Origin of the sequence: Streptomyces sp. NK15101, assembly GCF_020400725.1 — a bacterium.
Lineage (GTDB): Bacteria > Actinomycetota > Actinomycetes > Streptomycetales > Streptomycetaceae > Streptomyces.
Window position 1 is genome coordinate 19,120 of the sequence record NZ_JAINVG010000028.1, and the last position, 13,302, is coordinate 32,421.

The 13,302-nt window shown below is 70.6% G+C and carries 13 protein-coding genes; 7 read left to right on the forward strand and 6 right to left on the reverse strand.

Annotated features, from left to right (window positions below):
- The first annotated feature begins 10 nt into the window (after nucleotides 1–10).
- From dacB to K7G60_RS17175, 7 genes are all read left to right on the forward strand, one after another.
- A complete protein-coding gene (dacB, locus tag K7G60_RS17145) occupies nucleotides 11–1,405 on the forward strand; it encodes a D-alanyl-D-alanine carboxypeptidase/D-alanyl-D-alanine-endopeptidase (RefSeq protein ID WP_225801781.1) in 1,395 nt (464 codons plus the stop codon).
- Nucleotides 1,406–1,487: 82 nt separating this feature from the next.
- Complete coding sequence (locus K7G60_RS17150) at nucleotides 1,488–2,636, forward strand: zinc-dependent metalloprotease (protein WP_225801782.1); 1,149 nt, start codon at nucleotides 1,488–1,490, stop codon at nucleotides 2,634–2,636.
- A 208-nt stretch (nucleotides 2,637–2,844) separates the two neighbouring features.
- Nucleotides 2,845–3,843, forward strand: coding sequence for a tRNA lysidine(34) synthetase TilS (gene tilS, locus K7G60_RS17155; protein WP_225801783.1), 999 nt, complete (start codon nucleotides 2,845–2,847; stop codon nucleotides 3,841–3,843).
- A 41-nt stretch (nucleotides 3,844–3,884) separates the two neighbouring features.
- Nucleotides 3,885–4,424 carry a hypoxanthine phosphoribosyltransferase gene (gene hpt / locus K7G60_RS17160; RefSeq protein WP_225801839.1) on the forward strand — a complete coding sequence of 180 codons (540 nt, stop codon included), beginning with the start codon at nucleotides 3,885–3,887 and terminating at the stop codon, nucleotides 4,422–4,424.
- A gap of 171 nt (nucleotides 4,425–4,595) precedes the next feature.
- The gene (gene ftsH / locus K7G60_RS17165; protein ID WP_225801784.1) at nucleotides 4,596–6,614 is read left to right on the forward strand and encodes an ATP-dependent zinc metalloprotease FtsH; all 2,019 of its coding nucleotides are present in this window, start codon (nucleotides 4,596–4,598) and stop codon (nucleotides 6,612–6,614) included.
- 101 nt (nucleotides 6,615–6,715) lie between these two features.
- Complete coding sequence (gene folE, locus K7G60_RS17170; protein ID WP_225801785.1) at nucleotides 6,716–7,321, forward strand: GTP cyclohydrolase I FolE; 606 nt, start codon at nucleotides 6,716–6,718, stop codon at nucleotides 7,319–7,321.
- Nucleotides 7,322–7,390: 69 nt separating this feature from the next.
- A complete protein-coding gene (locus K7G60_RS17175; protein ID WP_225801786.1) occupies nucleotides 7,391–8,386 on the forward strand; it encodes a hypothetical protein in 996 nt (331 codons plus the stop codon).
- Nucleotides 8,387–8,389: 3 nt separating this feature from the next.
- Here K7G60_RS17175 and K7G60_RS17180 read toward each other — a convergent pair whose 3' ends face one another.
- The 6 genes from K7G60_RS17180 to K7G60_RS17205 all read right to left on the reverse strand — a co-directional run bounded on the left by K7G60_RS17180 (nucleotide 8,390) and on the right by K7G60_RS17205 (nucleotide 13,263).
- A complete protein-coding gene (locus tag K7G60_RS17180; protein WP_225801787.1) occupies nucleotides 8,390–8,869 on the reverse strand; it encodes a DUF3180 domain-containing protein in 480 nt (159 codons plus the stop codon).
- A gap of 60 nt (nucleotides 8,870–8,929) precedes the next feature.
- Nucleotides 8,930–9,529, reverse strand: a complete 600-nt coding sequence (gene folK, locus K7G60_RS17185; protein WP_225801788.1) for a 2-amino-4-hydroxy-6-hydroxymethyldihydropteridine diphosphokinase — start codon at nucleotides 9,527–9,529, stop codon at nucleotides 8,930–8,932.
- Complete coding sequence (folB, locus tag K7G60_RS17190; RefSeq protein WP_225801789.1) at nucleotides 9,526–9,885, reverse strand: dihydroneopterin aldolase; 360 nt, start codon at nucleotides 9,883–9,885, stop codon at nucleotides 9,526–9,528. Before folB ends, folK begins: the two co-directional genes overlap by 4 nt.
- Nucleotides 9,886–10,006: 121 nt before the next feature.
- Nucleotides 10,007–10,498 (reverse strand): nuclear transport factor 2 family protein, encoded by a 492-nt coding sequence (locus K7G60_RS17195; protein ID WP_225801790.1) that lies wholly within the window; start codon nucleotides 10,496–10,498, stop codon nucleotides 10,007–10,009.
- On the reverse strand, nucleotides 10,495–11,292 hold the full coding sequence (gene folP / locus K7G60_RS17200; RefSeq protein ID WP_225801840.1) for a dihydropteroate synthase: 798 nt from the start codon (nucleotides 11,290–11,292) through the stop codon (nucleotides 10,495–10,497). Before folP ends, K7G60_RS17195 begins: the two co-directional genes overlap by 4 nt.
- Nucleotides 11,293–11,427: 135 nt before the next feature.
- Complete coding sequence (locus K7G60_RS17205; RefSeq protein ID WP_225801791.1) at nucleotides 11,428–13,263, reverse strand: phosphatidylglycerol lysyltransferase domain-containing protein; 1,836 nt, start codon at nucleotides 13,261–13,263, stop codon at nucleotides 11,428–11,430.
- Nucleotides 13,264–13,302 lie beyond the last annotated feature (39 nt).

Sequence of the window (13,302 nt, forward strand, 5' to 3'; positions counted from 1 at the left end):
CTGGTCAGCAATGCCGGAGCCGAGGACGTGGCAGCTCACGGCGGGCTCCGCCGCCCTCGGTCTCGTCCTGGCCGCCGCGGCGGTGACCGCGGCCGGACCATGGGACGGAGGCCAGCGTACGGCCGAGCGGGCCCGCGCCGCCGCCCCCACGACGGGTGGCGCGCATCACGCCCCGCCCCCCGCGCCCGTCGCCCCCCGCCGCCCCGCACCCGCCCCCAGCGCCCCCGGCGTCCTCACCTCCCTGCACGCCCCCACCGCCGGACGCCACGCCGACCTCGCCGCCGCCCTCGTCCCGCTCCTCGCCGACCCCGGCCTCGGCTCGCTCCGCACCGCCTCCGTCGTCGACACCGCCACCGGGAAGCAGCTGTACGGCGAAGGCGCCACCACCCCCATGACACCCGCCTCCACCGTCAAGATCGCCACCACCGCGGCCGCACTCTCCGCCCTCGGCCCCGACCACCGCATCCCCACCACCGTCACCGCCGCCCCCGACGGCAAGAGCGTCACCCTCACCGGCGGCGGCGACCCCACCCTCGACCCGCCCCGCCTCAAGGCCCTCGCCGCCGACACCGCCCGCGCCCTCAAGACCCGCGGCCACACCTCCGTACGCCTCGCCTACGACACGCACCTCTACCGGGGCCCCGAACTCCACCCCATCGGCCCCAACGAGAACATCGCCCCCGTCGTCGCCCTCATGACCCGCGAAGGCCGCCTCGACGACAGCACCAGCGGCCCCGCCCCCCGCACCGCCGACCCCGCCGGCGACACCGCCACCGCCTTCGCGGAACTCCTCACCGAAGCCGGCATCACGATCACCGGGAACCCCGCCCCCGGAACCACCCCCCGAGCCGCCCCCCTCGCCCGCACCGAATCAGCCCCCCTCGCCGACCTCGTCGAGCACACCCTCACCCACAGCGACAACGACCTCGCCGAGGCCCTCGCCCGCCAGACCGCCCTCGCCCACGGGCAGCCCGCCAGCTTCCAGGGCGCCGAAAAGGCCGTGCACGACGAGCTCGCCCGACTCCGCCTCCCCCTCGCCGGCGCCCGCTTCGCCGACGGCAGCGGACTCGACCGCCGCGACCGCGTCTCCGCAGCCCTCCTCACCGGCCTCCTCACCCGAGCGGCCGACCCCCCCCGCCCCGCCCTGCGCCCCCTCCTCACCGGACTCCCCGTCGGCGGCTTCACCGGCACCCTCGCCGGCCGCTTCGACACCGCCCCCGCCGGCGCCGGACTCGTCCGGGCCAAGACCGGCACCCTCACCGGCGTCAACACACTCGCCGGAACCGTCGTCACCCCCGACGGACGCCTCCTCGCCTTCGCGTTCCTCGCCGGCCGCACCCCCTCCCCGGACCAGGCCCAGCCCGCCCTGGACCGGCTCTCCGCCGCCCTCGCCGGCCAGAAGTGACCACCACCCCATCCGTCCCCCACCCGTGTCCGAACGGCACCGAACCCTGACCGAACAGGCGCCGAACCCGTACGGTTGACGCATGACGAGCATCGGTGGCGCAGGCACATCCGGGATGGTCGACTGGAACCTCGCGGTCGCGACCGCGACCCGCCTCGTGCGGCCCGGACCCGAAGTCAGCCGCGACGAGGCCCGCGAGGTCGTCGCCGAACTCCGCAGGCACGCCAAAGCCTCCGAAGAACACGTCCGCGCCTACACCCGCATGATCCCCGAGGACGCCGAAGCCCGGACCATCGCCGACACCCCCGTCCTCGTCGTCGACCGCGTCGGCTGGATCAAGGCCAACGTCGCCGGCTTCCGCGAACTCCTCACCCCCCTCCTCGGCAAGATGCAGGAACGCCGCTCCGCCACCCCCGGCAGCGCCGTCCTCGGCGCCGTCGGCGGCAAGGTCACCGGCGTCGAGCTCGGCATGCTCCTGTCCTTCCTCGCCTCCCGCATCCTCGGCCAGTACGAGACCTTCGCCCCCGCCACCCGCGACCTCCCCGCCGGCGAGAACGGCGGCGGACGCCTCCTCCTCGTCGCCCCCAACATCGTCCACGTCGAACGCGAACTCGACGTCTCCCCCCACGACTTCCGCCTCTGGGTCTGCCTCCACGAAGAGACCCACCGCACCCAGTTCACCGCCGTCCCCTGGCTGCGCGACCACCTCCAGGGCGAAATCCAGTCGTTCCTCGCCGCCACCGACGTCGACCCCGGCACCGTGGTCGAACGCCTCCGCGAAGCCGTCCAGACCCTCGCCGGCGGCCGCCCCGAAGGCGAGGAGGGCGAACCCTCCCCCTCCCTCGTCGAACTCGTCCAGACCCCCGAACAGCGCGAGATCCTCGGCCGCCTCACCGCCGTCATGTCGCTCCTCGAAGGCCACGCCGACTACGTCATGGACGGCGTCGGACCCCAGGTCGTCCCCTCCGTCGCCGAGATCCGCGAGAAGTTCCAGGCCCGCCGCGCCCGCGGCGCCTCCCGCCTCGACCTCGCCCTGCGCAGGCTCCTCGGCCTCGACGCCAAACTCCGCCAGTACCGCGACGGCGAACGCTTCGTCCGCGCCGTCGTCGACCAGGTCGGCATGGAAGGCTTCAACCGCGTGTGGACCTCACCCAACACACTCCCCACCAAGGCCGAGATCGCGGACCCCGCCGACTGGATCGCGAGGGTGCACCGTAAAGCAGACTCCTGAGACAGGAGCGGCACACGACACGGGGACACATGAGAACACCCCACCAATCACCCATCCGAGGGACCCTGACCATGGGGTGAGGCGTGCAATGCTCGGGTAACGGGCGTGTTTCTGTCACCATCGACGCACTCTGAGTGACCGAACCCCCCTTTCCGACCGTTAAGACTCCGACCGAGGCACCCCACCCCATTCACGAAGGGCACCGGACATGGGTCCCCATCCTGCGGTCGCGGCGATACGCCTGGCGGTCCGCCGCGTACTCCACGACGTCCTCACCGACCACACCACCGGCGACGAACCGCTCGTGCTCGTCGCCTGCTCCGGCGGCGCCGACTCCATGGCGCTCGCCTCCGCCCTCGCCTTCGAGGCCCGCAAACTCCCCGTACGCGCCGGCGGCATCACCGTCGACCACGGCCTCCAGGACGGCTCCGACACCCGAGCCGCCGAGGTCGCCGGACGCATGACCGCCCTCGGCCTCACCCCCGCCGAAGCCGTCGCCGTCACCGTCGGCCGCGAAGGAGGACCCGAAGCCGCCGCCCGCGACGCCCGGTACGCCGCCCTCGACGCCGCGGCCGAACGCCACGGCGCCACCGCCGTCCTCCTCGGCCACACCCGCGACGACCAAGCCGAAACCGTCCTCCTCGGCCTCGCCCGCGGCTCCGGCATCCGCTCCCTCTCCGGCATGGCCGCCGTCTCCGGCACCTCCGGCCGCTACCGGCGCCCCTTCCTCCAGCTCGACCGCCAAACCGTCCGCAAGGCCTGCATCGCCCAAGAACTCGCCGTCTGGGACGACCCCCACAACAGCGACCCCGCCTACACCCGCTCCCGACTCCGCCACGAAGGCCTCCCCGCCCTCGAGAAGGCCCTCGGAAAAGGCGTCGTCGAAGCCCTCGCCCGAACGGCCCAGCTCTCCCGCGACGACGCCGACGCCCTCGACACCTGGGCCGCCGACGCCGAGACCGCCGTACGCGACGAGGCGGGCGCCCTCGAATGCGCCAAACTCTTCGGGCTGCCCCCCGCCGTACGCCGCCGAGTCCTGCGCCGCGCCGTCATCGCGGAGGGCGCCCCCGCCGGCTCCCTCTTCGCCCGCCACATCGAAGAAGTCGACCGGCTCATCACCGGATGGCGCGGCCAGGGAGCCATCAACCTGCCCGGCCGAGTCGAAGCCCGCCGCCAGGGTGGCAGACTGGTCATCCGGCAAGGCTGACGCACGCTGCAACGAAAGTGACCCGGGTGAACGAGAAGGACATGGGCACCGACCTCCAGTCGGTGCTCATCACCAAGGAAGAGATCGACGCCAAGCTGGCAGAGCTGGCCGCGAAGATCGACGCGGAATACGCGGGCAAGGACCTGCTCATCATCGGCGTCCTCAAGGGCGCGGTGATGGTGATGGCGGATCTGGCTCGCGCCCTTTCCACCCCCGTCACCATGGACTGGATGGCCGTCTCCTCCTACGGCGCCGGCACCCAGTCCTCGGGCGTCGTCCGCATCCTCAAGGACCTCGACACCGACATCAAGGGCAAGCACGTCCTGATCGTCGAGGACATCATCGACTCCGGCCTGACCCTGTCCTGGCTGCTGTCGAACCTCGGCTCGCGCGAGCCCGCCTCCCTCGAGGTGTGCACCCTGCTGCGCAAGCCCGAAGCCGCCAAGGTCGCCATCGACGTCAAGTGGATCGGCTTCGACATCCCCAACGAGTTCGTCGTCGGCTACGGCCTCGACTACGCCGAGAAGTACCGGAACCTCCCCTTCGTCGGCACGCTCGCCCCGCACGTCTACGGCGGCTGAGTACCCGGCCGTACCGGGAACCCGCACCGCCTTCCCTCCGTTGAACCATGGGAAGGCGGTCGCGGGCGACGATGCTGAGGTACCGTCCGAAGAACAGCTTTTTCACACTGCAGCTCTCACAGCAGCATTTTCCTACGGGCAGGAGGGACGGGGCGTACTCGCTCCGTATGGATGGACGTGAAGCGATACTTCCGTGGGCCGGTCATGTGGATCGTGCTGGCCGTCCTCGCCGTGGTCGTGCTGATGCAGGTCGTCGGCTCGTCCGAGGGCTACAAGACGGTGGACACCGGCCAGGTCGTCCAGGCGATCGACAAGAACCAGGTCAAGCAGGCAAAACTCACCACCGGTGATGAGCAGCTCATCAAGATCGACCTCATCGACGGTCAGAAGATCAACAAGGCCGACAAGCTCCAGGCCAGCTACATCGGCACCCAAGGCGCCGACCTCGCCGACAAGCTTCAGGAGAAGTTCGAGGCCGGGCAGATCGAGAAGGGCTACACCGTCTCCCCGACGAAGCAGTCGCCCTTCGTCTCGATCCTGCTCTCGCTCCTCCCCTTCGTCCTCATCGTGGTCGTCTTCCTCTTCCTGATGAACCAGATGCAGGGCGGCGGCTCCCGCGTCATGCAGTTCGGCAAGTCCAAGGCGAAGCTCATCACCAAGGACACCCCCAAGACCACCTTCGCCGACGTCGCCGGCTCCGACGAAGCCGTCGAGGAACTCCACGAGATCAAGGAATTCCTCCAGGAACCCGCGAAGTTCCAGGCCGTCGGCGCCAAGATCCCCAAGGGCGTCCTGCTCTACGGCCCGCCCGGAACCGGCAAGACGCTCCTCGCCCGCGCCGTCGCCGGCGAAGCCGGAGTGCCCTTCTACTCCATCTCCGGATCCGACTTCGTCGAGATGTTCGTCGGCGTCGGCGCCAGCCGCGTCCGCGACCTCTTCGAACAGGCCAAGGCCAACGCCCCCGCCATCGTCTTCGTCGACGAGATCGACGCCGTCGGACGCCACCGCGGCGCCGGCCTCGGCGGCGGCCACGACGAGCGCGAGCAGACCCTCAACCAGCTCCTCGTCGAGATGGACGGCTTCGACGTCAAGGGCGGCGTCATCCTCATCGCCGCCACCAACCGCCCCGACATCCTCGACCCCGCCCTCCTGCGCCCCGGCCGCTTCGACCGGCAGATCGCCGTCGACCGCCCCGACATGCAGGGCCGCCTGGAGATCCTCAAGGTCCACCAGAAGGGCAAGCCGGTCGCCCCCGACGTCGACCTCGGCGCCGTCGCCCGCCGCACCCCCGGCTTCACCGGCGCGGACCTCTCCAACGTCCTCAACGAGGCGGCGCTCCTCACCGCCCGCAGCGACCAGAAGCTGATCGACAACAAGGCACTGGACGAGGCGATCGACCGCGTGGTCGCGGGCCCGCAGAAGCGGACCCGGATCATGTCGGACAAGGAGAAGAAGATCACCGCCTACCACGAGGGCGGCCACGCCCTCGTCGCCGCGGCCTCCCCCAACTCCGACCCCGTCCACAAGATCACCATCCTGTCCCGCGGCCGCGCCCTGGGCTACACGATGGTCCTCCCGGACGAGGACAAGTACTCGACCACCCGCAACGAGATGCTCGACCAGCTCGCCTACATGCTGGGCGGCCGCGCGGCCGAGGAGCTCGTCTTCCACGACCCGACCACGGGCGCCGCGAACGACATCGAGAAGGCCACCGCCACGGCCCGCGCGATGGTCACCCAGTACGGCATGACCGAGCGACTCGGCGCCATCAAGTTCGGCGGCGACAACACCGAGCCCTTCCTCGGCCGCGAGATGGCGCACCAGCGCGACTACTCGGAAGAAGTCGCCGCACTGGTCGACGAAGAGGTCAAGAAGCTCATCGAGACCGCGCACAACGAGGCCTGGGAGATCCTCGTCGAGAACCGCGACGTCCTCGACAACCTGGTCCTCGCCCTCCTGGAGAAGGAGACGCTGGGCAAGGAGGAGATCGCCGAGATCTTCGCCCCCATCGTCAAGCGCCCGGCCCGCCCGGCCTGGACCGGCTCCAGCCGCCGCACCCCGTCCACGCGCCCGCCGGTGCTCTCCCCCAAGGAGCTCGCCCTGACGAACAGCGCGAACGGCTCGGCGACCCCGGCGGTCGACACCACCAAGGGCATCGACATCGCCCCGGTGGAGACCCCCGAGGACTGACCGCCCCGGCACCCCGGAATGGAAGCCGCGCCCCCACAGGTTCTAGCCTGTGGGGGCGCGGCTATTTCGCGCGCACACAGTCAGACGGAACGAGGCACAGGATGACCGACCCGGTGACGCTGGACGGCGAGGGCACGATCGGCGAGTTCGACGAGAAGCGCGCCGAGAATGCCGTACGGGAGCTCCTCATCGCGGTCGGCGAGGATCCGGACCGCGAGGGTTTGCAGCAGACGCCCGCACGCGTTGCACGTGCATATAGGGAATTGCTGGCAGGTATGCGCCAGGAGCCTGAGGATGTCCTGACCACGACTTTTGACCTCGGGCATGACGAAATGGTCCTCGTGAAGGACATCGAACTCGTTAGCTTCTGCGAACATCATTTGCTCCCGTTCCATGGCGTGGCCCATGTGGGCTACATCCCTGCGGAAAGCGGCAAGATCACGGGGCTCTCGAAACTGGCCCGCCTGGTCGACGTGTTCGCGCGGCGCCCGCAGGTCCAGGAGCGCCTGACGACCCAGATCGCCGATTCGCTGATGAAGATCCTCGAGGCCCGAGGCGCGATCGTCGTGATCGAGGCCGAGCACATGTGCATGTCGCTCCGCGGCATCCGCAAGCCGGGCGCGAAGACGACGACCTCGGCGGTACGAGGTCAACTTCGTGACGCTACTACACGTGCTGAGGCCATGTCCCTGATATTGGCCCGCTAGTGGCGGACTGTCCGCCTTGCTCCATAGCGTCCTTGATCAGCGGAGTTCATCGCTGATCAAGGGGGCGGTATGGGGTACGGGCCGACCAGCAAGATGCTGGTCAACCTGGTGGGCGGCTGCGCTCAGGCCAAGAACGTGGTGCCGGGCAGCGTGATGTGGACGCTGGACGGCGACCGGACGGTGCGGACCACGGTCGTGGACGTGACGGCGGTGAGGGGGCGGCAGGCCGTCGACGTGGTCACGGGCCACATGACCTTCACCGCCGGTCCGGATCTGCTGCTGCTCACCCCGGAAGGGTGGAAGCGCGCGGCGGACGTGGCGGGGGCGACGGTCGCCTGGACGCACGCGCGGAAACTGCGCCGGGAGCGGCTGACGATCAGGCCGGGGTACGAGTTCGGCTACTTCGTGGGGGCCACCTGCGCCGACGGCACGGTCGGCAAGAACTATGTGTCGCTGGTGGTGAACGAGGAAGCCTTCGCAACGCGCTACGCGGCCGCTCTGACGTCCTGCACAGGACTGCCGGCTCGCCTGGAGGCGGTGACTCGGCCATCCGGCTATCTGAAGCGGGATCTGCCCGGCTTCCGCGTGCGAGTGGTCTCCTCGTACCTCTCGGACGCGCTGCGGCACTACGTGGGCGGGGACGCACACCACATGCGGCAACGCTTCCCCCGGGTCGTCCTGCGGGACCTGGAGACCTTCAAGGGATTCCTCGACGGATACATCGAAGGTGACGGCTGCCCCATCAAGGGATGGGACGCGCGTGTGATCACGAGCGCCAACGTTCCCTTCCTTGCCGAAATCGCCCCGATCATCGGGGCACGGTTCACCCCGCGAGCCAGGGACAAAGGCGCCTCGCGACTCTGCGTATCGGATCGTTGGACCAGCCGGGGCACCTTCACCCCCGAGCACCACCCCCTGGACCCGCCCGAGTCCTCCTGGGTCCAGGTCCACGAAGTCCGCCCCCGCCCCGCGCTCGGCACCAAACCCTTCACCTTCTACGGGTACGAGCTCTCGCCGTACCCCACCTTCCTGGTGAACGGGCACCTCGCGCGCCGGCCCGGGTAGCCGCTACGCCGCTGCGGTGTGGTTCTTGTCGTCGTCCTCCGGGAGCTTGCACACCCGCTCCAGGAAGAGGGCCGCGGCGATGACGGCGATGCCCGCCGCGACCGAGAAGGCCGCGTAGAGGGCCTGGTCGCGGCGGGCGGGGACGTCGAGGGAGCCGAGGAGGAAGACGCCCGTGCCGCCGTACATGCCGGCGACGAGGGCGGCGACCAGGGCGCTCGCCTGGCCGAAGACCACCGCGCGGGCCGCCATCAGGGGTTCGACGCCCTTGGCGCCGGGTCGGCGCTCGCGCTGGGCCTTGAGGCGGGTGCGGATGGAGAGGGCGGTCGCGGTGAGGACGACGGCGATGACGGCGAGGACGATGGGTGCGGCGATCGGCACGCTGGGGAGGGTGCCGACCGAGTCCCAGAGGCGGGCGGCGCCCCAGGAGAGGATGCCGGCGACCAGGAACAGTCCGGTGAGTACCTTCAGCCGCAGTTGTTTCACCGGATGTCCTTCGTGTGGTCGTCGGTCGTGGTCGCCGGGCGGTCTCCCCGAGCGTAACGACTACTCGGGCAGACGGAGTTCCAGGTCGGCACGGGGAGTGACGCCTTCGTGGCCCAGGGCGGCGAGGAGTTCGGCGACGGGGCCGTGTCCGGGGATCCGGGCGCCGGGGTCGACGTCGTGCCAGGGGGCGAGGACGAAGGCGCGCTGGTGGGCGCGGGGGTGCGGGAGGGTGAGGACGGGGTCCTCGGAGACGACGTCGGCGTAGGTGATGATGTCGACGTCGATGGTGCGGGCGCCCCAGCGTTCTTCGCGGACTCGGTGGAAGGCCTCTTCGACGGCGTGGGCCCGCTCGAGGAGGGAGGAGGGCGGGAGTGTCGTCTTCACGAGGGCGACGGCGTTGAGGTAGGAGGGCTGGGTGCCGGGTTCGACGCCCCAGGGGGCCGTCTCGTAGACGGGGGAGACGGCTTTGACGCGGAGGCCGGGCGTGTCGCCGAGGGCGTCGATGGCGCCCTGGAGGGTTTCCAGGCGGTTGCCGAGGTTGGCGCCGAGGGCGAGGACGGCCCAGCGGGGGTTGGAGAGGGTGGTGTCGGCGGCGTCGACGGTGGCGACGACGGAGGCCGGTACGGGCTGGACGGTGGGGTCGCTCTGTGTCGGCTTCATCGTCGGCTCCGGGTGATCGTGATGGTCACGTCGTCGAACGGCACGGTGATGGGGGCGTCCGGTTTGTGGACGACGACTTCCACTTCTTGTACCCCGGTGTGGCTGAGGCACTGCTGGGCGATGCGTTCGGCGAGGGTTTCGATGAGGTCGACGGGTTCGCCCTGGACGACGTCGACGACCTCTTCGGCGACGATGCCGTAGTGCACCGTCTTGCTGAGGTCGTCGTCGGCGGCGGCCGGGCGGGTGTCCAGGCCGAGGACCAGGTCCACGATGAAGGTCTGGCCCTCCTCGCGCTCCTTGGGGAAGACGCCGTGGTGGCCTCGGGCCCTGAGGCCGCGCAGCGCGACACGATCCACGCGAATCACTCCTGCTGTCGTAGTTCGGTTGGCCACGCAGCCGGGTGCGGACGGCCGGGTGTCCACTTCGAATCTACCTGCGGGGACCGACAGCGCTTGCCCGTGGGGGGCCGGGGGTGTGTCAGGCGGGGGGTTCCGTGGGTTCGGTGCCGGTTGTTTCGGGGGTGTCGGGTTCGTCGGTCTCGCCGAGGACGGGGGAGGCGTGGTGGGACCAGATGCGCCAGCCTCGGGGTGTGCGGCGGAAGACGTTGGTGGCGACGACGAGCTGGCCGACGAGGGGGCCGAGTTCGGCGCCGTCTTCGGCGGGGCCGCCGCTGAGAATGTTCTCGGTGCAGGTGACGAGGGCGGTGTCGTCGGCGAGGGAGATCCGCAGGTCGGTGAGGAAGAACTGGATGTACTCGGTGTTGGCCATGATCAAGGCGTAGGAGCGGAGCACTTCGCCGCGGCCGGTGAGGACGGGCCAGCCGGGGTGGACGCAGGTGATGGGGGTGGTGCCGTCGTCGAGCCAGAGGGCGGAGAGGTTTTCGAAGTCGCCGGTTTCCATGGCTTCGTAGAAGGCGGTGTTGGCTGCTTCGACGGCTGCTTCGTCGGTGGCTCGGTCGGTGTGGCTCACGCGGCTCCTTCGACGGCCCTGGCGACGCGTACGGCGTCGGCGGTGGCTCGTACCTCGTGGACGCGGACGGCCCAGGCGCCGGTGTGGGCGGCGATGGCGGAGACGGCGGCGGTGGCGGCGTCGCGTTCGCGGGCGGGGGGTGGGGTGGCGCCTTCGCGGGTGAGGACGTGGCCGAGGAAGCGTTTGCGGGAGGCGGCGACGAGGAGGGGGCGGCCGAGGGCGCGGAGCTCGGGGAGGTGGGCGACGAGGGCGAGGTCGTGGGGGGCGAGTTTGGCGAAGCCGAGGCCGGGGTCGATGACGATGCGTTCGGGGGCGATGCCGCCGTCGATGACGGCTTCCATGCGGGTGCGGAGTTCGGTGAGGACTTCGCCGACGACGTCGTCGTAGACGGCGAGGCTGTTCATGTTGTGGCTGAAGCCGCGCCAGTGCATGACGACGAAGGGGACCTCGGCGGCGGCGACGGCGGGGACCATGGCGGGGTCGGCGAGGCCGCCGCTGACGTCGTTGACGAGGACGGCGCCGGCTTCGACGGCGCGGGCGGCGACGGTGGCGCGCATGGTGTCGACGGAGACGGTGACGCCTTCGGCGGTGAGGCCGCGGACGACGGGGATGACGCGGCGGAGTTCTTCCTCCTCGTCGACGCGGGTGGCGCCGGGGCGGGTGGATTCGCCGCCGACGTCGACGAGGTCGGCGCCTTCGGCGACGAGGTGGAGGCCGTGTTTGACGGCGGCCGTGGTGTCGAACCAGCGGCCGCCGTCGGAGAAGGAGTCGGGGGTCACGTTGACCACGCCCATGACCGCGCAGCGGTCCCACTCCGGCAGGCCCTGGGCCGTGCCCCGGTCGATCGTCTTACTCATGTGTCCAGCGTAGGGCCCAGGGGCGATATCAGGCCGTGTGGAGGGGGCGCGGGGGGTGGAGGTGTGGCCCGGTCAGGCGGCGCGGATCTCGCGGTCGGCGGTATGGGCGGGGACGATGTGGGCGCAGGGGCGGGGTGTGGGGGTGGGGTTTTTGCGGGTGAAGGGCCGGGGGAGGGTGAGGTTCACGAAGCCTTCTGCCTGCATGGCGGCGAAGCCGATGCGGGGGAGGTCGCCGCTTTTGCGGTAGACGACGAAGCGGGGTTCCCAGCGTGGCCGGAATTTGGCGTTGAACTTGTAGAGCGATTCGATCTGGAACCAGCGGGAGAGGAAGACGAGGAGTCCGCGCCAGAGGCGGAGGACGGGGCCGGCGCCGATCTTCTCGCCGCGGGCGAGGGCGGCGCGGAACATGGCGAAGTTGAGGGAGACGCGGGTGATGCCGAGGCCGGGGGAGGCCTGGAGGGCGGCGACGATGAGGAGCTCGTTCATGCCGGGGTCGGCGGAGCGGTCGCGGCGCATGAGTTCGAGGGACATGCCGTCGGGGCCCCAGGGCACGAAGTGGATGATCGCTTTGAGGTTGCCGTAGGGGGAGGCGTCGTCGTCTTTGTGGGCGGTCGCTATGACGGCGTCGCCGTCGCCGGGGGCGCCGATGCGGCCGAGGGCCATGGAGAAGCCGCGTTCGGTGTCGGTGCCGCGCCAGTCGGCGGCGGCGCGGCGGACGCGTTCGAGTTCGTCGTCGTCGAGGTCGCGGACGCGGCGGACCTGGGTGGTGTAGCCGTTGCGTTCGATGCGTTTGACCATTTGGCGGACGTTGCGCATGGCGCGGCCCGAGAGGGAGAAGTCCGCGACGTCGACGATCGCCTCGTCGCCGAGTTCGAGGGCGTCGAGGCCGGTTTCGCGGGTCCAGACCTGGCCGCCGGTTTCGGAGCAGCCCATGACGGCGGGGGTCCAGGAGTGGGCTTTGGCTTCGTCCATGAAGCGTTCGATGGCGCCGGGCCAGGCTTCGACGTCGCCGATGGGGTCGCCGCTGGCGAGCATGACGCCGGAGACGACGCGGTAGCAGACGGCGGCCTTGCCGCTGGGGGAGAAGACGACGCCCTTGTCGCGGCGGAGTGCGAAGTGGCCGAGGGAGTCGCGGCCGCCGTGTTGGTCGAGGAGGGCGCGCAGGCGGGTCTCGTCCTCGTCGGTGAGGCGGGCGGCGGGGTGCTCGGGGCGGAAGGCCAGGTAGATGGTGGTGAGGGCGGTGAGCATGCCGAGGGCGCCGAGGGAGTAGGCGACGGTCCAGTCGACGCCCTTGGTGTAGGCGACGGGGCCCTCGATGCCGAGGAGTCCGTAGAGGACGTGTTCGAGTCGGTCGGCGAGGCTGGGGCTGCCGATGACGCGGTGTGGGTGGGCGCTGACGATGACGAGGCCGAGGGCGATGGATCCGGCGCCCATGACGACGAAGTTGGCGAGGGCTCGCCAGCGGCTGCGGGGGTCGGGGAGGGCGGCGAATTCGTTGCGGTGGCGTACGAGGAGGGTGAGGAGGGCGAGGGAGAGGAGGGCGCCGAGGACGGAGTGGCGCCAGACGAACTGGGCGGCGGCGCCGACGGGGAGGAGGACGACGGCGGCGCGCCAGGCACGGCGTTTGTGTCGCTTGAGGCCGTGGGCGAGGAGCAGGAGGAGGACGCCGGCGCTCAGGGAGAGGGCGGCGGAGAGGGGGCCGAGGGTGCCGGGGAGGATTTCGGCGACGGCGTGCATGCGGCTGGCGCGGAAGCGGGGGAAGACGCCGGCGGCGATGTCGATGAGGCCGATGGCGGTGCAGGCCGTGCCGACGAGGGTGGGGACCTTCTCGGGGCGGGGGCCGTGGAGAATCCGCCGTACCCGAACCGGAACCAATCCCGATTTGTCCCCATCTACTGTGACAGACATGGCTTCCCGTACTTCCCGTGGTCCTGCGCAGGGTCTTTG

Bases quoted from the DNA above. Each gene is read 5' to 3' on its own strand.
- dacB (WP_225801781.1), top strand. From the start codon at position 11: ATGCCGGAGCCGAGGACGTGGCAGCTCACGGCGGGCTCCGCCGCCCTC.
- K7G60_RS17150 (WP_225801782.1), top strand. From the start codon at position 1,488: ATGACGAGCATCGGTGGCGCAGGCACATCCGGGATGGTCGACTGGAAC.
- tilS (WP_225801783.1), top strand. From the start codon at position 2,845: ATGGGTCCCCATCCTGCGGTCGCGGCGATACGCCTGGCGGTCCGCCGC.
- hpt (WP_225801839.1), top strand. From the start codon at position 3,885: ATGGGCACCGACCTCCAGTCGGTGCTCATCACCAAGGAAGAGATCGAC.
- ftsH (WP_225801784.1), top strand. From the start codon at position 4,596: ATGGACGTGAAGCGATACTTCCGTGGGCCGGTCATGTGGATCGTGCTG.
- folE (WP_225801785.1), top strand. From the start codon at position 6,716: ATGACCGACCCGGTGACGCTGGACGGCGAGGGCACGATCGGCGAGTTC.
- K7G60_RS17175 (WP_225801786.1), top strand. From the start codon at position 7,391: ATGGGGTACGGGCCGACCAGCAAGATGCTGGTCAACCTGGTGGGCGGC.
- folK (WP_225801788.1), bottom strand. From the start codon at position 9,529: ATGAAGCCGACACAGAGCGACCCCACCGTCCAGCCCGTACCGGCCTCC.
- folP (WP_225801840.1), bottom strand. From the start codon at position 11,292: ATGGGCGTGGTCAACGTGACCCCCGACTCCTTCTCCGACGGCGGCCGC.
- K7G60_RS17205 (WP_225801791.1), bottom strand. From the start codon at position 13,263: ATGTCTGTCACAGTAGATGGGGACAAATCGGGATTGGTTCCGGTTCGG.